Source organism: Treponema pedis (genome assembly GCF_017161325.1).
Classification (GTDB): domain Bacteria; phylum Spirochaetota; class Spirochaetia; order Treponematales; family Treponemataceae; genus Treponema_B; species Treponema_B pedis.
Map to the genome: position 1 here is coordinate 1,926,674 of NZ_CP045670.1, position 22,156 is coordinate 1,948,829.

The window sequence follows — 22,156 nt, forward strand, 5'->3', positions numbered from 1 at the left end:
TATGTTTGATTATTATTACATTGTACTGGTTGTGCCTACCCTGCTTTTATCTCTTTATGCACAATTTAAGGTTAAAAGCACATTTGCAAAATACTCGCAAATACAAACTCAGCGCAGGATAACCGGAAAAGAAGCTGCAAAGCTTTTAATGCGTACAAACGGAATTTCAGATGTAGGGATTCAGCAGGTTGCAGGCTCTTTAAGCGACCATTATGACCCGGCAGGTAAAATGTTGAGACTTTCGGAGCCCGTATATGATAAAACTTCAATTGCGGCCGTAGGTGTTGCCGCACATGAAACCGGGCATGCCATTCAAGATAAGGAAAAATACGGACCCCTTGTTTTAAGAAGCACTCTCGTTCCGGTTGCAAATATAGGCTCTACAGCAGGGCCTTATCTTGCTCTTGCAGGAATAATTTTCAGTATAAATCTTCTTTTAAATTTGGGAATTATTTTATTTGCGGTTGCGGTTTTATTTTATTTTGTAACCCTTCCTGTAGAAATAGACGCTTCAAGAAGAGCTTTAAAAGTATTGGAAAGCAATGCCGTACTTTCACAAGATGAATTGCGAGGAGCTAAAAAAGTTTTAACGGCAGCCGCCTTAACTTACATAGCCTCGGCTTTAACCGCAATGGCAAACCTTATCCGTTTAATTTTAATTGCCAGAGATAGAAGATAAATTTATTAAATAAACATCTATTCTTTTTTTTGAATAACCGAAAAATAAATAGGGCCTGCCCCCTCTGCGGTATCCGGTAAAAACATGTACCCGTGTTCCGTTTTTTCCGCAAAGGGCGGCGGCTCAAAACTTTTTTCCGAGTTGTGTATCAAAACCTTATCTTTGTATTTTAAAATCAGTTTTTTTACAACCGAGTCATTTTCCAAATCCGATAATGCGCATGTGGAATAAACTAAAAAACCTTCCGTTTTTAAAAGTAAAAACGCTGCCGATAAGAGAGCCCATTGTCTTTGTGCAAGATTTTTTATTCTGGCCTCGCTCCATTGTTTTAAGTATTTTTCATTTTTAAGAACATGTCTTTCCGAAGAACATGGAGCATCAAGTAAAATTCTGTCATAGATATTTTGTTTATATTTAGGCATTTTACATGCGTCGTAACCTGTTATATTTATTCTTAACCTGTTCTCTTCGCATAAATGTTCATCTAAAACTTTTATAAGACGGTTTCTTCTATCTGCAGAAATTTCGTTTGCGGTAATTTGTGTGTTTTCTTTTATTCTGCTTAAAAGTACTAAGGTTTTTCCGCCGGGTGCCGCACACATATCCAAACAACTCCCTTCGGTTAATTCCGGCACGGCTTTTGCGGCTTGAACACTTGCATAATCCAAAAAATAAGGACGGATAAGGTTTTCGGTATATGCAACTTGTTTTGTTTCCTCTAAAAGAGAGGTTTTTAAATTATTCCATCTGGAGCCGAAAATCTTTGCATAATAAATTTCAAAACCTTCCGCTCCCGCTAATTTTTCTTTTTTCATTATCTTAAAACTCTTCTTTTTTTATGCAAGCGTCAATGCAGGCTTCCCATAATTTATCGCGGAAAGGAGGAAGTGCGGAATATTCAAGTTTTCGGTTTGTAATAGGATGAATAAATTTAAGGGAATAAGCATGAAGTCTTATTCCTCCCGATTTTTCAGTACGGTTAAATCCGTATTTTATATCTCCTTTAATCGGCATTCCCAAATTACTAAGCTGAATTCTAATTTGGTGAGTTCTTCCCGTTACAGGATTCACGCGTAAAAAATTATAATTTTCACCCATACCTGTAACTTCCCAATAAAGAGAAGCTTTTTTTGAATTTCCGGTTTTTCCGCAAAATCCTTTTTGAATTTTATGATTAAACGATAAATAATCTTCCGTAAATTGTTTTATGTTTAATCCGTATGCTTCATTTTTTTTACAAATTGCCCAATATTCTTTTTCCACTTTTTTATTTTGAAAGAGCTTATTTATTTTCGTATGAATATTTTCGGAAAAAGCAATTATTACTAAGCCGCTTACGGGTTTATCCAAACGGTTTACCGCTTGAGAATATTTTTTTTCTTTAAAGATTTCTTTAAAAAATATTTGAGAATCTTCACCTATATTTTTTGCGGCAATGGCAAGATATTCATCTTCAAACAAAACCCGCTCTTTATTTTTTTTCATAAAAATCCTTAAGGCATAATGCTCCAAAGCTTATGTATTTTTTTATTACGGAAATCTTCAGGTATTGATTGTTCGGTTAAATCTTTTATTTTTAAATCGGTCTTAGAATTAAATTTTATTTTGTAAGCCTCATTAAGTTCTTTAAAATTAAATTTCAGTTTTAACGAATTTGATGAAAAGTACAGTGTACCGTCGGTTTCCAAAACGGAAAGACATAAAAGGCATAAATTAAGCCAATCCTTATTTACATCGAATTCGGCGGCACTTTTCGAATTTGAAAATGTCGGAGGGTCGCATATAATTAAGTCCCATTTCAGTTTTTTTTCCGCCGAATCTTTTAAAAATTTAATTACATCGCTTTTAATTATTTTGCATTTTTCACGGTTGTAAAGATTATTTAAAATAAAATTTTCTTTTGCCCAAACGGAATATGTGTTGGATAAATCTACGGAATACACAGCCCTTGCTCCTCCTGCAAGGGCATGAACGGAAAAACTGCCCGTGTAAGAAAAAAGATTTAAAACGGTTTTATTTTCGGCTTCTTTAAAAATTTTTAAGCGTGCAGGTCGATGGTCTAAAAAAAGCCCCGTATCCAAATAATCTTCAAGGTTAACGTAAAAAAGACACTCCCCTTCCCTTACTATTATTTTTCCGTTATTCGATTTAAGTTTTTCGTATTGGGCGTTTCCCGACTGTTTTTGCCTTAATTTTATAAATATATTTTCAACAGGAACCGAAAGCTCTTTCGAGGCGGCGTTTGCAATAAGTGAAAGCCATTGTTCTTCCGTTTCTTGAAGTTTTTCATACGGACGCTTATAAAGAAATAAAACAAGAAAAATTTGAGTATAAGAACCGCTTTCTTTTGCTTCGGAAAAATAAATATCCAAAGCAACAGGCACTTCGGGAATATCTTTGTCGTACAGCCTATATGCAAAGACACCTTCTCTCTTTGCCCATTTGGATAAATGTTTAAACCGTTTTTTTATACGATTTTTAAAGAGTTCCGCCTGATACTCATCTTTTCCCATATTCGGTTTATTTTAAAGAATTTTGTCTTTTATTTATCATAACGCCCAGCATAGCATAACCGGAGCTTAAATCTTCTTTTTGAACAAGCACATCATCGGGAACATTAATTTTTACATTGGTAAAATTCCAAACGGCTTTTATTCCCGCCTCAACGAGCTTATCGGCGGCTTCCTGCGCATATTCCGAAGGGACGGTCAAAATTGCAATAACCGGCTTATATTCGGTCATCTTTTCGGAAAGCTGAGAAAGATTAAAAACAGGTACTCCATGAAAAGCCTTACCTATCTTTTTCTTATCGGAATCAAAGGCGGCACAAATATTTAAACCGTGCTCCCTAAATCCCTGATAACCTGAAAGAGCCGTTCCCAAATTTCCTACCCCTATAAGAAAAGCGGTATTTTCCCTATTCCAGCCTAAAAATTCTTCTATGGCGGTAATAAGAGGGTCAACGGGATAGCCTCGTTTGGGCACACCTACTATACCGGTAATGGTTAAATCTTTCCTTACCTGAATAGGTTCAAGCTGAAGCTCTTCAGCGATAACAGTTCCTGAAATATAATCAAGTCCACGCTCTTTCGCATCTTTTATAAGATGAAGATAAGAAGGCAGCCTTCGTATTGAAGGAGCCGCCAATATTTTTTGCTTCGCCATTATGACCTCCAAAAATAATTATGTATAACGTAGCATTATATATGAAAAAAAGCCGTTATGTCAATCGGTGAAAGCAGGGAATTTACCGTAAGCAATACCGATAGACTTTTATTTAATTTTAAGGTATTATAGTAAAAACTAATTTCACATTAAGGAGAATGGAATGAAAATATTGGTTATAAACTGCGGAAGTTCTTCATTAAAATATCAGTTAATCGATATGACAAATGAAGATGTATTGGTTAAAGGTCTTGTAGAACGGATAGGGATTGAAGGCTCTAGAATTAAACATGAAAAAAAAGGAATGGACGCCGTACTTATTGAAGAAAAAATGGAAGACCATAAAAGAGCAATTCAGCTGGTACTTGAAGCCCTTATAGATAAAAATCACGGTGCGGTAAACTCTATGAGCGAAATCTCCGCCGTAGGACACCGCGTAGTTCACGGAGGTGAAGAATTCAATAAATCCGCACTTTTAAACGACAAGGTTATGGCCGGAATTAAAGAGTGTATCGACCTTGCTCCCCTCCATAATCCTGCCAATATTATGGGAATAGAAGCCTGCAAAGCTCTTATGCCCGACACCCCTATGGCAGCCGTTTTTGATACCGCCTTTCACCAAACAATGCCTGCAGAAAATTACATATATGCCCTGCCCTATGAATATTATGAAAAATATAAAATTCGACGATACGGTTTTCACGGAACATCGCACCGCTTTGTTTCCGCAAAGGCCGCAGAAATGTTGAATAAAAATGAAGAAGGTTTTAAGGTAATTACATGCCACTTAGGCAACGGGTCGAGTTTGGCCGCCGTAAAAGGCGGAAAATGTGTTGATACATCTATGGGATTAACCCCGCTTGAAGGTCTTGTAATGGGAACCCGTTCAGGCGATTTAGACCCTGCAATTCTTCCGTTTATAATGAATAAAGAAAAGCTTTCCGCAGATGAAATGAGTAATATTTTAAACAAAAAATCCGGCGTATTCGGAATTTCCGGTGTAAGCAGCGATTTTAGGGATATAGAAAAAGCCGCTTCCGAAGGAAATAAAAGAGCATCTTTAGCCTTGGACGTTTTTTGTACAAGGGTACGTAAATACATCGCTTCTTATGCAGCTCAATTGGGCGGAGTCGATGCCGTAGTATTTACTGCCGGCATAGGAGAAAATTCGATAGAGCTTCGCGAAAAAATTTGCTCAGGCTTGGAATTCTTAGGTGTAGAAATAGACTCGGATAAAAACAAAGTTCGAGGAAAGGCGGCGGAAGTAAATAAACCGTCTTCCAAGGTAAAGGTTTTGGTTATTCCTACAAATGAAGAGTTGATGATTGCAAAAGATACAATGAGTTTGCTTAAATAAAATAATCGGTGTCAATAGGCGGCGATTAGCCCCTATTGACTATCGTATTAATTTGTAGTATTGTTTATTCAATAATAAATTATATTTCAGATATAACCGTATATTTTTTTAAATAGTATAGTTAAATCGGAGTTCTACAGCTTGAATGTACAAGAAGGTTTTATAAAAACGGCTGAACAGCCTATTAAAGGGTTGTCTGCCGAACAAAAAGCGAAACTAAACAGAAAAGGCAACGAATTTTTTAACAAAAAAGATATTCAAGCGGCTGAAAGAATTTTTATGACCACAGGATATTCGGACGGACTTACCAGAATAGGCGATTACTATGTATTAAACAATGAAAAAATCAAGGCCTTAAAATTTTACCGCCTTGCTCATAATAAAAATAAAGAAAATATGCTGTTAGATGAATTTGCTGCAATTATAAGGTTATTTATCTGAGCTTGCATGGAGGTACGAATGTCAGAGATAAAAATAACGGACGAAGATTTAAAAATGTTCCCCGACGGAGATTTTGAGGCTGTTTACCAAAGCGGATATCCTCCGGATAGCGGTACTGAAAATGATGCTGAAGATCCGATTCAAGTGGAAATATCCGAATTGTCCAAACAGGCTTATTCTCTTTTAAAGGCAAATAATATTTCCGAGGCAATTAACGTATTTAATAAAATCATAGAGCTTGACCCCGAAAATAATTATGCTCTTGTGGGATTAGGCGATGCGGAGCGCAAAAGTAATAATTTCAATAAAGCTATAGATTTTTATAAAAAATGCCTTGAATACCATCCTACAAACAATTACGCCTTATTCGGACTTGCGGATTGTTACAAATCGACAAATCAATTTTCAAAAGCCATATCCATTTGGGAAGAATATATAAAATTCGATGATAAGAATATTACTGTTCTTACCCGTGTTGCGGACGTTTACAGAAAGAACAAAAATTTTGAAAGAGCCGAAACGCTTTACAATAAGGTTTTAGAAACGGCTCCGAAAAATGCCTATGCTTTAATCGGAATGGGGCATTTGCATTACGACTTTAAAAAATATCGTGAAGCCCTATCTTATTGGGAAAGGGTTTTGGAAACAAGCGGCGAATTGGTAGATATAAGAATTTTAACATCTATAGGTAACTGCTATCGAAAGATGAAGCTTTTTGAAAGGGGTGTTTACTACTTTGAAAGAGCGTTGGAACTTGACCCGAAAAATTTTTACGGACTTTTCGGACTTGCAGATTGTTACCGCGGTTTAAATAAACAAAACAAATCGATTATCTATTGGCAAAAAATTCTTGAAATGGATCCGAATAATAAGGTAATTTTAACCAGAATCGGAGATGCTTACCGCAATATGGGCGACTTTGAAACTGCAAAAAGCTGTTATCAAAAGGCTTTGGATATAGATTTTGATTCTTATGCTATGCTGGGTCTTGCAATTTTATGTAAATTACAAAAAAAATATGATGAAGCAATTACAACTCTTTCAAACTTAAAAGATGCGAAGGATTTAAGCAGCAGAGTCTATTTGGAAATTGCGCAATGTTATATCGAAAAAAACGATAAACAAAAAGCTGTTGAAGCCTTAAAGGAATTTCAAAAAGCGGGAGTAAAAAATCAAACCATAAACGACTTGCTTTTGGAACTTACAAAAGAATGACGGGCTTAAATGAAGTTAAGCAAAATTCCGAAGTTTTAAAAAAAGTTACCGCTCCCCTTTCGGGACTTTTACCCGATGAAATTGCCGATTTTTGCGGTTTAAAACAAAGATTCAGAGCCTCACAAATTTTCCTGTGGATTGCAAAAGGCGCTAAGACTTTTGAAGAAATGAGTAATCTTTCTTTAGAAACACGTAAATTTTTAACGGAAAATTTTATTTTATTTTCCACAAAGGTAAATAAAATTTTAAAAGATTCCGACGGAACAATAAAATTGGCAATAAAACTTTATGACGGAGCAGTTGTAGAAACCGTTTTATTACCTGATAAGACGGGAAGAAAAACCGCCTGCGTTTCCTGTCAGGCAGGCTGCCCCGTAAAATGCGCATTTTGTAAAACGGGACAATTGGGATTTTCACGGAATCTTTCCGCAGACGAAATTGTAGAAGAGTTTTTTCATTTGGAAGCTGTAGCGGGAAATCTTGATAATATAGTTTTTATGGGTATGGGAGAGCCTATGCTCAATTTGCCTGAAATAAAAAAGGCAATTCAAATTCTAACTCATTCAAAAGGACGAGGGCTTTCAAAACGGAGAATTACAATTTCAACATCCGGAATTTGTAAGGGGATTTATGAAATGGCCGATAACGGACCTGAGGTAAGGCTTGCGGTTTCTCTTACAACGGCCAATCAAATTTTAAGAGAAAAACTAATGCCGATAGCAAGAGCGAATCCTCTCAGCGACTTGAAAAAAGCAATTCAATATTTTAACTTAAAATCAAATAAGCGGGTAACATTGGAACTTGCCCTTATGAAAGACGTAAACACTTCTTTTGAAGCTGCAAATGAAGTTATACATTTTACAAGGGAGTTAAATTGTCTTATAAATTTAATTCCATGGAATCCTGTTGAAGGACTTGATTTTGCAACACCTTCGGAAACGGAAATAAAAACATTTGCAGCCCGCTTGGAAAAGGCGGGTTTGAATATTACCGTAAGACAAAAGAGGGGACAAAAAATAGGAGGAGCATGCGGTCAGCTCGGAAGCACTTAAATCTTTCGTTTAAATATTAAGAGGCGAGTACTTTAATTTTTTTCCGCTCTATAATACGATGAGGCTATTCCAAGTTCTTTGCGGTATTTATTCACGGTACGGGTACTTATTTCAATCCCCTGCTCTTTTAAAAGTTTTCCGATTTTTGAATCCGAAAGAGTTTTTTGCTCATCGTTTAAATTTAAAATATCTTCAATTTGAGCAAGTACATAATCTTTAGAAAAACCGCCGGGTACTTCGTTTGAAAATAAGTCTTTAATTTCAAAAAGCCCCCACTCGCATCGTATGTATTTTCCGTTTGCGGCTCTGGAAATTGTTGAAACGTTAAAACCGGTCATTTCCGCAATATCCGCTTGCCGAAGCGGTTTTAAATAACCTTTTTGCATTTTATTTTTATCTTTTTTATTTCGTATCCCTGCAAAAAAATTATATTGAACATTTACAATTGCCGTAAGAATTTTTAAAATAGTTCTGTTTCTGTATTCTATAATATTCATCAACATTGAAGCTCTGTTTAAAAATTCTTTAACTTGTTCTTTTTCTTCCTGTGATGAAAAAGAAGAATTTTTAGTTTTTCGAAAATTCAAATTCTTATATTCAGGTGAAATTTCCAATGCGGGGATTTCCTCATCGTTAATTACGACCTTAAATTCGTTTCCGTCCCGTTTAATTTCGGCGATTGGAGTAATAAACCTTTTTTCTTCGGCAGAGCCCGAATAAGAGCGTCCGGGATACGGAGTAAGCGATTTTAATAAATCGATTGTTTCTTCGGCTTGTTCATGTGAAATAAAAATATTTTTTTTTGTAAGTTTTTGTATAAAAAGTTCCTCATCGGATACGGCTGATAAAACCTCATAATACTCTTTAATTATTTTTACGATAAGCTCATAAGAGTTTTTATATATATCAAGTATGAGTCCCGTCTTAGGAGATTCGCAAATTATGCCCGCCTGTACTATAAGAGATTGTTTAAACCCCGAACAGGCACAACCTATAGGGTCAAACCTACGCACCGAGTGCAAGGCTTTTTTTATTTCGCTTTTTGTAATATTATTTTGTTGCTCCGCTTCTAAAAAAAGTTCTTCTATAGGAACATAATTAAAACCGTTTGTGTCCAAGTTTTGAATTATAATTTCGGCGGCATTCAAAACATATTCATCGCTTATGGATTCTCTCGCCTGCTTTAATAAATGTGCTTGCAAAGTTTGATAAGAATCATCTTGAATATTTTCCAAAAAATTTTGAAACTCATCTCCTTTTTCCAAGGCCGCAGCGCTTACATAAGAGGAGCTTTTAAATACAAGGGCAGGATTTTTTTTTACTTCTTTTACAATTTCTTCCTGAAGTTCTTCCGAAGATAAATTTAAAAGGTTTACAGCATTTATCATTTGCTGACTCATTACCATTTTTTGAGATAATGCTTGCTGTTGCCTCTGTGCTAAAATCATTTTTAAATAACCGATTTGGAAAAAAATCAAAACGGCTCTTTATGAGAAAAAAATAAAGAACCGTTTTTTTAATTTAGTTATAATGTACAATTAAAATCTTTTACAAGAATCCCGGGTAAAAGGCTTCCGCCGGTGCTTCTTCCGCCGTAGGTTCCCGTAGAAGCAAAGATATGACGCTCTTTTGTAACCGCCAATAAATTTTTACCGAACATATTGTAAACCGATTCGTCCCAACGCATATCGGTAATCGGAGCTATTATTTTCCCGTCTTCCACCCAAAGACAGGCAAAGCGGGTCATTCCCGTAATTCTTGCAGAAGAGGTATCGCTCCAATTTAAATAATTAAAATTGGAAATATAAATACCGGTACCCAATTCTTTAACCGCTTCGCTTTCGGAAAAATTTCCCTCGCCTATTACGATTGAACGCATACCCTCGCTTAAAGGAGCTCCGTTGGATTTCACTCCGTATTGGGTTTCACTGCGTAAACTTACGAGAGTATTTTTTAATTTTCCGTTTTCGACAATAGTTAATTTTTCAGGAGCCGCTTCTCCGTTTGAGTTAAATGACGGTTCAAGACCGAGAGAAAAGTCTTGAATTAAACTGAACTTTTCAGAAAGTTGCTCCCGTCCTTCACGTAAAGCAAGATATGCGCTTGAGCCTTGCCGCATACTCCTTTCGCTAAAACCGTTCCACGAAAAAAAGTCGATAACGTCTACTAAAGCGTCCGCAGAAATAAACGCTCTATATTTTCCGGGTTCAAGTTTTTTTTGCGGAATATGTAAAACCCTTAAACCTTCGCGTGCATTTTGCAGCTTTGCCTTATATTCCGCATTTTTCCATTCGGTACCTGAATAAAGAGATTTTATACCGCGTCCGTTTTCAAGCCATACGGAATAATCCAAAGTAAAACTGTCGGTTTGAAACCAATGACTTGCTCCGGCGGAGGTTATAACGCCTTCACAAATTGTTCCCTGAGAATAAAGTCCAGTAAAATCCAAGTCTTGAGCAGGCTTTAAAACGGCCTCAGGTATTTTATCCTCCGGTAAAAGTTTTCCTGTATAAACGGTTTCTGAAGTTTCCGCTTTTTCTGGAACGGATTGGTATTTATCTTCCGGTAAAAGAAGAATAATCTCCCTTGCAGCCTGTAAAGCGTTTGCCGCATTTTTTTTATCTTCATCTATATCCGCTTTAATACCGAAACCGAATTTATAAGTGCGGTTTTTTTTCCAAAAAGTAAAACTGAAATACCCCTGCTCTACCGTTCCGTTTTGACGCACCCTTGCCTTATTAAATCTCATAAAATATGATTGTTCGCCCGAAAAAGAAATTGAAATTTTTTCATCTTCAAGCATTTCGGATAAAATAAAATCCGCAATTGACTTAAAATAATCTTTAAAATTTATTTTCATTTTCCGCCTCCAAATACTTCTACATCGGAAAAAGCGCATACGGGACTTGCATGTCCTACCGCTATTTCTTGATTCGGCTCTCCCTTTCCGCAAGAAGGGGTTCCGAAAACTTCAAAGGTTGATTTATCGCCTACGGCGCAAAGATTGCGCCAAAAGGTTTGCGAAACGCCGCGGTAATTGGGGTCGCGTACCGTTTCGGTAATTTTTCCGTTTTCAATCAGTTTTGCGTATTCACAACCGAACTGGAATTTATTACGGTAATCATCTATGGACCAAGAACGGTTTGATGACATTATAATTCCTTTTTCAATAGAAGAAATTATTTTATCAAAACTACTTGAGCCCGGTTCAAGGTTTAAATTTGCCATTCTATCTATCGGCGGGCGGTTCCACGAAGCTGCTCTTTGGTTTGCAACTGTACATTCCGCAAATTTAGGAGTTTTTTTATAAAGACGGTATGAGCTTTCGACTCCGCCCAGAGCACATTGTAAAATTCCTTCCTTTATAATAAACATTTTTTTTGCTTGAGTGCCGGTTTGGTCTGCACCGTATGAGGCAATTTGATAAGGAATTGAAGGGTCAAAACAAATATTCATCAACTTTGAACCGTATTGAAATTTACCTATATCTTCAGGTTTTATAAAACTTCCGCCTGCATAATTTCTTTCATCGCCTATAATGCGGTCAATTTCGAGGGGGTGCCCAACACTTTCATGAATTTGTAAAATCATTTGGTCGGGCATAAGAACCAAGGTGCGCCTATCCGAGGGGCATGTTTTGCACGATAAAAGTTCTATCGCTTCGTTGCCCACTCTTTCCGCTTCTTTTTTTGAAGCGGAAAAATTTAAAAATTCACAGCCGCCTTGAAAAAGTCTTGCTCCGCCGTTCCAACTGCGCCTTTGAATTACATCTCCGCGCCTCGCCGCCGCTTCAAAACCCGAAAGCACCGTATTGAAATTTTGAAAAATGTTTGCACCTGAAGAAGTTAAAAGTTCTATTGTATGCTCGTTTAAAAACGCATAAGAATCCGTATCTATAATTTCATCGGAAATTTTAAGCGTATTACAAAGTTCAAAAAGCCAATCGAAAATTTCCGCCTTTGAAGGATAAGTTTTTTTACCGCATAAGGTTTCGTTTTTAAGTACGGAATCAGGCCTTATACTTAAATCGAAATCGGCGATTTTAAAGGAAGACCCGGAATCCGCTGCATTAAAGGCTTTTTGTGCAGCCTCTGCCGCCCCTTGAGGTGTTAAATTTTGTGAAGCTGCATACGCAATATGCCCCTTATACAAAACTTCAACCATAAAACCGGCATCGTAAAAATATCCTGCATTTTCAAATTCCGCATCATGTGCGAGAAAGGAAGAGTTCTTTTTACGATGAATACGAAGCGTTACAAGCTCCGCCTTAGGCACAGCATTTTGAGCCGCTTCCAACAGGCTTTTACTCGAATAAACCATAGTTTCCTCCATTAAAACTTTTAAGAGTTTTTATTATAGCATAAATCCTTGAGTATTGCTATAGCATTTGTCGAGTAAAAAGATTTACTTTATAACTTGACAAAATTAAAAATTGTAAAGTATAATTCTTAGTTAAGGAGGTTTGTAAGTGTATAAAAGCAAAGTAAAATGGAGCTTTATCCTGACCTTAGGGATATGTATATTTTCGTGTACTAAGGAAGCGAAAGAACATAAGGAAGAAGAAAAGCCTGTAGTAAAAACTGAAATTACGGAAAATAAAACAGAAGTAAAACGGGAAACACAAGAAGAAAATAAAAAAACATCTATCGAAACTCCTGATGAAGAACCCCATTTAAAAGCCGAAAAAGAGGGGCTTAAATATCTTTCCGATGAAAAGCACTATATGGCAAAGGGAAGTTTATTGTTTTATAACTTAAATATAAACGATACCTATGAGCAGGCATTAGCCAAATTAAAAGAGTGATGAAACTGCATATTGTAGAAAATAAATTATGGAGGGCAAGTATGGAAAAGAAATAATAAAAATCAAGTGCACACATATAGGATATCATTGGATGTGTGAGTAAAGATGATTGGATAGATATAAAATATTAGGAGGCTTACCTAATCTACCCGTCAGTTATAATCTTATCAATAATGATATTCAACTTAACTATTAAAATACCCGTATATCGTTCGATATTTTCTATTATATATTTTTGGAGCTGATGAATTTTTCCTGTAAGTTGTGTGCCGAACGGAATATCAACCGTTAAAGACAGTTCATAACCTCCGGTATCAACGCGAATACTTAACTTTTTAATTACGATACCCTTATCGTATTCTTCCACGCAATGAAATACCATTTGGGTTAAAGCCGATTCCGAAATTTCGACGGCACCGACTTTTGAAAATTCGGGACGAACAACGGATTTTTCAAATAACTTGGACTGTTCGGTACCTACAAGAGGCGCTTTTTTCTTTTTAAAAAACAATCGCACCTTATCATAAAAAATTTGAGGATAGTTGCGCTGTATTTCCAGCGAAGGAACCGGAATTACATGCTTTCCTTCAACGCGCCTGGAACGCATTGCAGCTTCAATTTCTTCGCGTGTAGCGATTTCCTCAATTTTTTATAATTTTTTTAGGCTGCGGAATTTGAAGACGGACTGCAATTTTATTTACCATTTTTTCGGAAGTACCCAAAATAAGAATTTTTTTAAAATTGTTCCTCTGCAAAGCTTTTGCAGCTTCATCTCTATGTTTTTTATCGTCAAACAAGGCCGTTTTTACCGCAGCTAAAAAAGTTTTTTCACGCTTCGCAGAATGCCCCGCAATAATTTTATCATGATGAATTAAAAGGCCGTCATCAATTATAAGTTCAACCCTCAGTTTTTCGGCTAACAGTTTTGCCCGAAAACTTTTTCCTGTTCCGCTTTCACCTACAAGAGCATAAACATTTATTCTTCTAACCGTCCAAAATATATTTTGAAAAAATCCCATTTATTATTAATAACGACCTTTAAAATAAGCAAGCTCAAAAACCTTATTAAATTGTTCATTTATTGCCCGTTAATTTTCCCGGAGTCGGAAAGAAAAATTATGAGCACTGCTTATTTCCCGCTTCTAATTTCTTTCCGAAAGAACTAAGTTAAGTTCAAGTGTTTTTTTACCGCGTATGATTTTAATCTTTACTGTTTCTCCGGGTTTTTTGTCTTCTAAAACGGAATAATAATCGGTAAGGCTTTTTATTTTTTGTCCCGCAATTTCCGTAATAATATCACCGCCTATATAAAAAACGGTGCTGTATCTTCCGAACCCTGAACGAACGGCTTCGCTTCCGCCCTTTAAATCCGCTTTTGCGGCATTGCTTCCGCGTTTAACTTGCGAAACAAGAAGTCCCGCTGAAACCGGCAATTCCGCATAAGAAGCAAGCTGACGGGAAATTTGCACCAATTCCGCATCAATGGAGCCGCGTATAACTTTTCCGTATTTTAAAATATCGGCTGTAACCCGTTTTGCGGTATTAACCGGAACCGCAAAACCCACTCCGGCAGAGCTTCCGGAAGTTGAATAAATCATTGTATTTATTCCTATCATTCTGCCTTGAGTGTCTAAAAGGGGCCCTCCGGAATTCCCGGGATTAATTGCCGTATCGGTTTGTATCATATTTTTTATGATAATATTTTTATCATTTTGAATTGGTCGTCCCAAGGCGGAAACAATTCCATCGGTAAGAGTACGCTCCAACCCGAACGGATTTCCTATTGCCAAAACTCTTTGTCCTACTTTTAACGTGGAAGAATTTCCGAATTTAATCGTGGTAAGTTTTATATTTTTAGGAGGCTCAAACTTTAAAACCGCCAAATCGTTTTCGGTATCCGTTCCCACTATTTTTGCCTCATATTGTGAACCGTCGTAAAGTGAAATAAAAATTTTTGAAGCTTCGGCAATTACGTGGGTATTTGTCAAAACCAAACCGCTTTCATCTATGATGGAGCCCGAACCCGAACCGCCTTCCACCGGAACGGGTTCCAAAAACCAGTTTACCGATACGGTTTCGGTAGTAATATTTACGACGGCTTCATTTGCAGTTTCATATACAAAAATATTTTGTGTTTCAACCTGACTGTATGATGAATCCGAAGCCGTATTTATAGGCTGAATCTGTTTTACGGTTTCTTTGCCGCTATTTTCAGCCAAGGTTTCCGTTAAAGTATTTTTTTCAAAAACGGTTTCTTCCGATTCGGAAGAAATTTTCGAATGTCCGTTGTTAAGATTTAAACCCGCCCAAAATGCAAGAGAACTTACAAAAACCGTAACTACCGCAGTCCAAACAAAAAATTGCCGTTTACTATATAATTTCATATCTATTTCACCGCCTCCGATTAAAAAAAATTATATTACTAATGTAGTAAAATTTAAGAGGGATTGTCAAGTCTATTACCGCCTGTTTTCAGGTACGGGTTAATAGACTTGATACAAAAGAGGCTACCGCCCTGCCCCTTCCTATAATGCCCAAACCTTCGCCCGTTTTTGCTTTTACAAAAACCGAATCCTTTTTTATTTTTAAAATATCGGCAATAGATTCTCTAATAATCTCGCGGTAAGGCAATATTTTAGGCTTTTCTATAAGAATAACGCAATCTATATTTTCTATTTTCCAACCCGCACCGTTTATTTTTTCCCGAACGATTTTTAAAAGCTCCGCCGAATCCGCATTTTTCCAAGTTTTATCTTCGGGAGGAAAAAACTCTCCTATATCTCCCATACCCGAGGCGCCTAAAAGAGAATCTGTTACGGCATGTAAAAGAACATCTCCGTCGGAATGAGCCGCCTCTCCTTTTTTAAAGGGGATATGCACTCCTCCAAGCATAAGTTTTCTTCCACGTACAAGTTTATGTAAATCGTATCCCAAACCGGTTCTCATTGTAAATCTTCCTTAAAAGTGATTTTTTTATTTGAAATCTCTCCGTTACATACAAAAACGGGAGCTGCAAAATCCGAATAAATTTCACTGTCATCGGTATACTCCTTTTCGCTCCGAGCGGCGGACGAATGGGCGTCAAGCAGTTTTTTAAAATTAAAACCCTGCGGAGTTTGTACGGAAAAAACAGAGCTTCTTTTTAGATGGTTAATTATTTTTCCTTTATCATCAACAATTTTTTGAGTATCCACAGCCTGATAACCCGGAACGGCAGCCCCGTATTTTTCCGCGGTCTTACAAATTTCTTTAATCAAATCGCAAGTTACGAAGGGTCTCGCCCCGTCATGGATAAGTACATATTCGGTATTTTTAAGTTTTAATAAGGCTTTAAAAACGGACTCTCTTCTTGAAGAACCGCCTTCTATAAAAATAAGCTCGGCCGTATTTTTTAAAATGAGGTCATTTATTCTGAAGTCCGAAAATACTATTTTTTCGGCTTTTTGCAAGTCTCCTTTCGGGACGGTTATAATTATTTTACTAAAGATGTCAACATTTAAAAATTTAAAAAGACATTCCGAAAGAACGGAAACGTTTTTATCGTTTCCGTTTAAAGGCAAGTATTCTTTTTTTATTTTTGAATTTTTATCCTGATTCATTCTGGAAGAATTTCCCGCCGCCGTTATAACGGCGGAAAATCGGCATTTATTCGTCTTCATACATGTCCGAATCGTCCATATCCTCTTCATCTAAATCATCGGTATCATCTTCGATTATTTCTTCTTCTGCAAGGTCATCATCGGCTTCATCCAAATCATCATCGAATACAATTGCCGATTTTTTTACGGGAACGGGACTTCCTCCGAGCGGCTCCAAATGAGAATGAATAAGCGATTCCGCTTCGGATTTTGAAAGTTTCATTGCGGCGGCAATTTCGTCTTGAAAAATTCGATATGCCGAATCGTATAATTTTCGTTCTTGAATCGGCAGCTCTTTTGTTTTGCTGCGCTGATAAAGAGAGCGGACAACGGAAGCCGTATTTAAAATTTCACCGCTTTTAAAAAGGTCCATATTCATTTGATATCGGGCTTTCCAATCAATCGGTATAGGTTCAAATACTTCGGATAAAAACTTTAAAGCTCCTTCAGCTTCCGCCTTTGTTACAATTCGGCGTATTCCAAGCCGCTCCGTTCCGGTAACAGGCACAAGAACCGTCATATCCGATTCCGATAAATAGATAACATAATAATCAATTACTTCACCGCCTATTTCCCGTTTAGTAATCTCCGTTACGGAACCTACTCCCTGACCGGGATAAACAACAATTTCTTTTACAGAAAAACCTGATTTTTTACTCATATCTCGTCATTATAGCAAAAAACAGCTTTTTAGTCTATTACGGAGCCGATAAAAACAAAATCCGACTTTAAGCTTAAAAATTACCGCCGCCAAGTTTAAACGAAATAGAATATCCTATCGAGCCCTTGGAGGTCGAATTTTTACTTAAAGGATATTTAAAATTAGGCCCCGTACTCATACTTGCAAATTTATAAATCTTCCAATTTAAATTTAACGAAGTATGGCCTTCCGATTCCGAAATTCTGAATTCCTGAAACATAATTGCCGACAGCTTATCCGTTCCTATTTTATTTTGCGAAACCGACAAAGCTATATAGTGTTGCCCCTTATTTCCGTTTCCATTAACCGCTTCGGAAGGATTTTTTTTACCGAAACCGTTATAAAAATATTGCGCTGAAACCGAAGTATCGGTTTTGGAGCTTGAATACGACGCTCCTATAGTAGCTTGAAAAAAGGGCTTATTTTTTTCTTCATAAACGGTGCCTGTATTTTCATTTTTGTAAACATAATCGCTTCCCCATGCAAAAACGCCTTCCGCAAAAATACCCACAGTGCCTGCAATACTTCCTGAAAGAGTTGAAATTAAACGAGGGGCTTTTTTATAACGATACCACCCTCCTATGCCCAGCTCCCAATCGCCTATAACAAATTCGGCCTTTGCCGCTCCTGCCGTATTTTCAGGTAAAAATGAAGAAGTATCAGGCAAAAGATAAAGCCAAATATTGTGCTGACTTTTAGGAATTATTATATGCGTCCTGAGAGAAACCGCCCCTTCCCTATCCAGTTCGGGGTGTTTAGGGTCTATGCGCGAAATATTTATAACGTCGGCGGGACTGTAAAAATACCCGGTACCCCATTTTACGGCATGCTTACCGAAGCGGAAAAAAACAATATCTTTTGCCGAAAAATCTGTATATAATTCCTGTATCTTAATATTGGGAGCGCCGTTTACCGTAACCGGTGCAATAGGTTCCTTATCCTTATTTAAAACCGAGCCGTTTAAGTTTTTTTCAAACGGAAAGCCGAAAATAAATTTTCCGTACAGCTTTAAATTCTCAACGGGACGCGCATCAAAAAAAAGACTCGCACCCAATACCGTCATAGATTGTTTATAATCTTCTTTTTTTGAATAAGGCTCCTCCCAAATAAAATCTAAACTTAGTTTTGAATCCAAGGAACCTCCTATTCTAAGTTTACTGTTTTCCAAAGAAACTTGAGCGGTATTTAAGTCGCCTGCCAATTTTAAAGAATTTGAAACATTTTCTTTTTTTGTTTCTTCTTGAGTAAGCACGGTATTTTCATCGTTTCCGAAAAGCTCATCTTCAAGATTCTCTTTATTTTCCTGAGAAAAAACGGAAACCGAAACCGAAAAACAAAACAAGATAAAAAATATTTTTTTCATTGTAAATTTCCTTAAAAAATAAAGAATCAGTTTATTTTTTCCAAATAAGCCTTTGTAAACACCACATCGGGTATTTTGGAAGTATCGAAATCGGAAAAAATCTGCGTTGTTTTATCGCCCTTATTTATTTCGTTTATATAAATTTGGTGAACGGGAAGATTGGCCTTTCCCAATTTTACGTATTTGGGAATAAGGGTCGTGCGCATAAGTCTTCCGCTTGCACCGTAACTTTCAATTTTTAAAATAAGGGGTTCGGTTTTTTTTATAAAATACTTTTCTTCAGAATATGAGGCGTCCCTCGATAAGGTCTTTGCAGTTACCGCATATACTTCCACCTTACCGACCTTGGCTTCTTCTATTTTTTTTATCTCGTGCGTATCTTTAAATTTCGCTTTTTTCTTAACATCGGAAACCTTTGCGTCCGTATCGTTTAAATTTTTCTTAATAGAAGAGTGTGTAAACTGGTGCGAAATCGGGTCATAAAACCAAAGATTATTTTTTTCCTGCAAGTATCCCTGCCCCTTATCAACCTCAGGAGCAAGTAAAACAAGCGTCGTTTGGTCTGAAGAATCCCGCCTGTACAATTTATATTGATATACGGCTTTAGGGGTTTGAGGTTTTTCGGCAATCAGCGAAACCGAACAAGTAAAATCGTCGGTAAAATTCATTCCTTCAAAAACTTCTTCAAAAATTTTATACATTTGTTCCGTGCTCGGAACTTCGGCAAACAAAAAACAGCTTACAATTAAAATAAAAAAACTTATAAATATTTTTTTTGTCTTCATAAAAACTCCTTAAATTTTATTATTTCCCTACGCGCATAGCTTCGGCAGGCACCATATTTGCAGCCCTGCCTGCGGAAGATACAGCGGCAAGTAATGTTAAAAAAATCATTAGTGAAAATTTAGCCGTTACGGAAAGAAACGACAAGTTCCAGCTGAAATACCCGTCTTTTGTAAAAAGTGAAAGGGCGGAAGAACTTGCAATCGGAATAAAGGAAACGGCCTGCATCGCTATAATTGCAAGTGCAATACCGGATATGGAGCCTATTATCGAAAGCATCACAGCTTCCGAAATAAACAAAAACCTTATGTTCATACGTTTTACTCCGCAAGAGCGCATAGTACCTATTTCACTTTTTCTTTCGTGTACAATCATTCTGAAAGTATTTGAAATACCTATCATAGTTATAAGTAAAAGAACAAGAAGTATTACAAAGCTCGCCGTCTGTACATAAATAATTAATGTAGCAATCTCGGGAGATGCATCATACATAGAGACTACCATATATTTTGTACCCTCCCATTTTCCGTGATTAAGCTGCCGCGTAAGGTCATTTATAGGACGCTGCCGGTTTAAAAGCCTTGCCTGCATTCTGTTTGTAACCGGTGCATATTCGGAAATCTTTTTTTCAAGCATATCGGCAACCGTTTCCTGCATATTTGCATTTTCCAAAAATATACTGTAGGCGTGAAATCTGTTTTCAGGCGATTCGGTAATTTTGTTTATGTAAACCTTGTTTGCGTAAACGGAAACTTGCCCTGTAATTGATGTTGAAAGGCTTATTCCCCTAACTTGAAATTCGGCTACCGTTAATTTACCGGAAGAGGTTTTCGTTTCGCACAAAAGAATATCGTTAAAACGTATATTAAAATTTTCCGCAGTTTGCTCCGAAATTAAAATCGCATTTTCCGCCTTCATAGTTTCCCAGCTTCCTTCTTTAAAAGAAATACTGTCTTTTAACAATTTTTCTTTATCAAAATCGCAGCCTAAAATCAATTGAGAAAAGTCTTTTCCTTCAAAAATAAGCGTACTGTCAAGCTCGGAGCGGCGGGTTACGTACATAGGCTTTATACCCGTTTCGGCAATTACCTTTTCGATAAATTCATACGAATCAAGATACTCTTCCGCAGAGTCATCTTCATTTTTATCGCTTGATTTTTGAGCTCCGGCTATCGAAACATGCCCCCCTATTATTTTTGCAAGCTGATATTCCAAACTCTTCATTGCGCCTTGAGAAAAGCCGTCAATAAAGGTTACGATAAAAAATCCGAAAGCTACGGCAACTACCAGCAGTATACTGCGCCGTTTTTGTCTGTTTAAATTTCTAAATGCTATCTTTAAAATATTCATAAATTACTTCCTTAAAATAAATTCCCGCTAGCTGTTAATCGCTTCAAGCGGACTTATTTTTAATGCAAGTTTTATCGGATAAATATTTGCCGCAAAACCTGCCGCAAACATTGCAAAAGCCGTACCCAGCACCGATAAAATCGAAATATTAACCTTTACGTTATAACCTCCGAAAAGCAAAGCGAAGCCGCTTCCGAAGCGTAAATTTAAAGAATTAAAAATTATAGCCGTAATTAAGGCTAAAATAATTCCTGCCCCTGCACCGGTAAACGACATAAAAAAAGATTCCGCATAAAATATTTTTTTTTACAAAACCTTTTTTTGCTCCTATTGCCCGCATTGTGCCTATTTCTGAAGTACGTTCCATAACCGAAACTACAAGGGTATTCATAATTACGATTAACACCACCACTGAAAGAAGAACTAAAATAACCGTAAGCATTTTTTTTGTCGCGTTTATTCTGGCCGAATATGAGGCCATACCCTTATCCCAAAGAAGAGCTTGAGCTTTAATATCCTCGTTAAGAAACCATTTATTTAATTCGTCGGCAGTTTGCTCCGTAAAAAATCCGTTTTTTAACTTTATCGCAATATGGTGCCAAGCCTCCGTATCCGCCATATTAAGACTGTCGCGCAATTCGGTACTGCCCAAAATATTTTCCACATCGGCTTCGGTTAAGCCCTTTCCCGAAACATCGGCCTTTTCATCAAACATATTTTCTTCGGAGCCGAAAAGGTCTTCTTCGGATTTACCTGAAAGACTTAAGTCTATCGAAGAAGGAATTTCCGTTGCAACCTTTGCTCCCATTATCATACCCGCCAACATTCTGCAAGAGTTTATATCGCAATAACTTATTCTGCCTATATCGGTATCTGGGTGCGCATAGTTAAAAAAGCCCGTAATGCGAACCTTTTTAGTTTTGGTTTTTTCACCGTAAGCTGTAATAACAATCTCATCTCCGATTTTTAATTCCCTTTCAAAATATTTTTCAAAGGCTTCTTTGGTGCTTTTAGGCATAAGAAAAAATTCTTCGTTATTTTGTTGAGGAAAAGAGCCTTCGTAAACTTGTATCGTATCGAACATTTTTTTATAACTTTCAGGCTCAATACCAAGGCAGTTAGTAAAGGGAGGAAATCCGTTTTTTTTATTATCGGCTTCCCATGAATCGGGAAGGTTTACGGGTTTTAAAGTATTGTGTTGAGAAACCGCACTCGGTGTAAAAGAAAGCACCCCGTCCACAGTTTTTAATTTGGAATAAATTTTTTCCTTTTGGGGAAGATACGGCATTTTAAGGGAACCCCTGCCTACTGAAATTCCGCTTACTCCTACAAGCTCTACAAAAGATTTATCGTTTTCAGGCTTTCCCGTAATTAAAATATGCCCCGTAAAATCGCTTATACAGACATTTTTAGTTTGTTCTTCGGCAAAATTTAAAAGGCCCAAACCGAGTATAATTAAAAAAGTACCCAATCCTATTAACGACAAAGTTATAAGCGTTTTCGCCTTATTGGAAAAAATATTTTTTAAAGCCATTTTAGTAATTGTTTTATTCATCTTAATTTCTCCGTAAATATAAAAAGTAAAAACAGAAAATATTTTTGCGTTTAT

At 36.8% G+C, this 22,156-nt stretch carries 22 protein-coding genes and 1 pseudogene; 6 read left to right on the forward strand and 17 right to left on the reverse strand.

Annotation, left to right across the window (positions count from 1 at the left end; translation table 11 throughout):
* Position 1 precedes the first annotated feature (1 nt).
* On the forward strand, positions 2 to 679 hold the full coding sequence (locus DYQ05_RS08910) for a zinc metallopeptidase (protein WP_038095493.1): 678 nt from the start codon (positions 2 to 4) through the stop codon (positions 677 to 679).
* Positions 680 to 696: 17 nt separating this feature from the next.
* Here the strand turns inward: DYQ05_RS08910 and DYQ05_RS08915 are convergent, their stop codons facing one another.
* The 4 genes from DYQ05_RS08915 to DYQ05_RS08930 are packed head-to-tail and all read right to left on the reverse strand — an operon-like array spanning position 697 to position 3,844.
* Complete coding sequence (locus DYQ05_RS08915; protein WP_029410729.1) at positions 697 to 1,494, reverse strand: NOL1/NOP2/SUN domain family protein; 798 nt, start codon at positions 1,492 to 1,494, stop codon at positions 697 to 699.
* A 4-nt stretch (positions 1,495 to 1,498) separates the two neighbouring features.
* Complete coding sequence (locus DYQ05_RS08920; protein WP_024467348.1) at positions 1,499 to 2,164, reverse strand: RluA family pseudouridine synthase; 666 nt, start codon at positions 2,162 to 2,164, stop codon at positions 1,499 to 1,501.
* Between the two features lie 8 nt (positions 2,165 to 2,172).
* Positions 2,173 to 3,192 carry a class I SAM-dependent methyltransferase gene (locus DYQ05_RS08925; RefSeq protein WP_194075326.1) on the reverse strand — a complete coding sequence of 340 codons (1,020 nt, stop codon included), beginning with the start codon at positions 3,190 to 3,192 and terminating at the stop codon, positions 2,173 to 2,175.
* Positions 3,193 to 3,199: 7 nt separating this feature from the next.
* Entirely contained in the window at positions 3,200 to 3,844 is a 645-nt protein-coding gene (locus DYQ05_RS08930; RefSeq protein ID WP_020965669.1) for a redox-sensing transcriptional repressor Rex, read from the reverse strand.
* Positions 3,845 to 4,007: 163 nt separating this feature from the next.
* Here DYQ05_RS08930 and DYQ05_RS08935 point away from each other — a divergent pair, with 163 nt between their 5' ends.
* From DYQ05_RS08935 to rlmN, 4 genes are all read left to right on the forward strand, one after another.
* On the forward strand, positions 4,008 to 5,201 hold the full coding sequence (locus DYQ05_RS08935; protein ID WP_020965670.1) for an acetate/propionate family kinase: 1,194 nt from the start codon (positions 4,008 to 4,010) through the stop codon (positions 5,199 to 5,201).
* A gap of 141 nt (positions 5,202 to 5,342) precedes the next feature.
* A complete protein-coding gene (locus DYQ05_RS08940; RefSeq protein ID WP_024469242.1) occupies positions 5,343 to 5,642 on the forward strand; it encodes a hypothetical protein in 300 nt (99 codons plus the stop codon).
* An 18-nt stretch (positions 5,643 to 5,660) separates the two neighbouring features.
* Entirely contained in the window at positions 5,661 to 6,857 is a 1,197-nt protein-coding gene (locus tag DYQ05_RS08945; protein ID WP_024467343.1) for a tetratricopeptide repeat protein, read from the forward strand.
* Positions 6,854 to 7,909, forward strand: coding sequence for a dual-specificity RNA methyltransferase RlmN (gene rlmN / locus DYQ05_RS08950; RefSeq protein WP_024469243.1), 1,056 nt, complete (start codon positions 6,854 to 6,856; stop codon positions 7,907 to 7,909). The genes DYQ05_RS08945 and rlmN overlap by 4 nt, the downstream gene beginning before the upstream one ends.
* Before the next feature lie 32 nt (positions 7,910 to 7,941).
* Here rlmN and rpoN read toward each other — a convergent pair whose 3' ends face one another.
* The 3 genes from rpoN to DYQ05_RS08965 all read right to left on the reverse strand — a co-directional run bounded on the left by rpoN (position 7,942) and on the right by DYQ05_RS08965 (position 12,229).
* Positions 7,942 to 9,357: an RNA polymerase factor sigma-54 gene (gene rpoN, locus DYQ05_RS08955; protein WP_206183286.1), complete on the reverse strand. Its 1,416-nt coding sequence runs from the start codon at positions 9,355 to 9,357 to the stop codon at positions 7,942 to 7,944.
* A gap of 77 nt (positions 9,358 to 9,434) precedes the next feature.
* A complete protein-coding gene (locus DYQ05_RS08960) occupies positions 9,435 to 10,769 on the reverse strand; it encodes a TldD/PmbA family protein (protein ID WP_024467340.1) in 1,335 nt (444 codons plus the stop codon).
* Positions 10,766 to 12,229 (reverse strand): TldD/PmbA family protein, encoded by a 1,464-nt coding sequence (locus DYQ05_RS08965; RefSeq protein ID WP_029410663.1) that lies wholly within the window; start codon positions 12,227 to 12,229, stop codon positions 10,766 to 10,768. The genes DYQ05_RS08960 and DYQ05_RS08965 overlap by 4 nt, the downstream gene beginning before the upstream one ends.
* Positions 12,230 to 12,377: 148 nt before the next feature.
* On the opposite strand from DYQ05_RS08965, the gene DYQ05_RS08970 reads away from it, so the two are divergent.
* Positions 12,378 to 12,713 (forward strand): hypothetical protein, encoded by a 336-nt coding sequence (locus DYQ05_RS08970; RefSeq protein WP_206183287.1) that lies wholly within the window; start codon positions 12,378 to 12,380, stop codon positions 12,711 to 12,713.
* A gap of 145 nt (positions 12,714 to 12,858) precedes the next feature.
* Here the strand turns inward: DYQ05_RS08970 and DYQ05_RS08975 are convergent.
* The 10 genes and pseudogenes from DYQ05_RS08975 to DYQ05_RS13985 all read right to left on the reverse strand — a co-directional run bounded on the left by DYQ05_RS08975 (position 12,859) and on the right by DYQ05_RS13985 (position 22,102).
* Positions 12,859 to 13,732: pseudogene (locus DYQ05_RS08975) on the reverse strand (hypothetical protein).
* 123 nt (positions 13,733 to 13,855) lie between these two features.
* Complete coding sequence (locus DYQ05_RS08980; protein WP_024469248.1) at positions 13,856 to 15,097, reverse strand: S1C family serine protease; 1,242 nt, start codon at positions 15,095 to 15,097, stop codon at positions 13,856 to 13,858.
* Positions 15,098 to 15,185: 88 nt separating this feature from the next.
* Complete coding sequence (ispF, locus tag DYQ05_RS08985; RefSeq protein WP_024469249.1) at positions 15,186 to 15,659, reverse strand: 2-C-methyl-D-erythritol 2,4-cyclodiphosphate synthase; 474 nt, start codon at positions 15,657 to 15,659, stop codon at positions 15,186 to 15,188.
* Positions 15,656 to 16,372 (reverse strand): IspD/TarI family cytidylyltransferase, encoded by a 717-nt coding sequence (locus tag DYQ05_RS08990; RefSeq protein WP_020965680.1) that lies wholly within the window; start codon positions 16,370 to 16,372, stop codon positions 15,656 to 15,658. Before DYQ05_RS08990 ends, ispF begins: the two co-directional genes overlap by 4 nt.
* The gene (locus tag DYQ05_RS08995) at positions 16,359 to 17,012 is read right to left on the reverse strand and encodes a CarD family transcriptional regulator (RefSeq protein ID WP_020965681.1); all 654 of its coding nucleotides are present in this window, start codon (positions 17,010 to 17,012) and stop codon (positions 16,359 to 16,361) included. Before DYQ05_RS08995 ends, DYQ05_RS08990 begins: the two co-directional genes overlap by 14 nt.
* A gap of 73 nt (positions 17,013 to 17,085) precedes the next feature.
* On the reverse strand, positions 17,086 to 18,414 hold the full coding sequence (locus DYQ05_RS09000) for a hypothetical protein (RefSeq protein WP_206183288.1): 1,329 nt from the start codon (positions 18,412 to 18,414) through the stop codon (positions 17,086 to 17,088).
* A gap of 26 nt (positions 18,415 to 18,440) precedes the next feature.
* Positions 18,441 to 19,199, reverse strand: a complete 759-nt coding sequence (locus DYQ05_RS09005; RefSeq protein ID WP_020965683.1) for an outer membrane lipoprotein-sorting protein — start codon at positions 19,197 to 19,199, stop codon at positions 18,441 to 18,443.
* A 19-nt stretch (positions 19,200 to 19,218) separates the two neighbouring features.
* Positions 19,219 to 20,547, reverse strand: a complete 1,329-nt coding sequence (locus tag DYQ05_RS09010; protein WP_206183289.1) for an ABC transporter permease — start codon at positions 20,545 to 20,547, stop codon at positions 19,219 to 19,221.
* A 27-nt stretch (positions 20,548 to 20,574) separates the two neighbouring features.
* A complete protein-coding gene (locus DYQ05_RS09015) occupies positions 20,575 to 20,823 on the reverse strand; it encodes a hypothetical protein (protein WP_206183290.1) in 249 nt (82 codons plus the stop codon).
* On the reverse strand, positions 20,762 to 22,102 hold the full coding sequence (locus DYQ05_RS13985; protein WP_252723324.1) for an FtsX-like permease family protein: 1,341 nt from the start codon (positions 22,100 to 22,102) through the stop codon (positions 20,762 to 20,764). Before DYQ05_RS13985 ends, DYQ05_RS09015 begins: the two co-directional genes overlap by 62 nt.
* Positions 22,103 to 22,156: the final 54 nt, after the last annotated feature.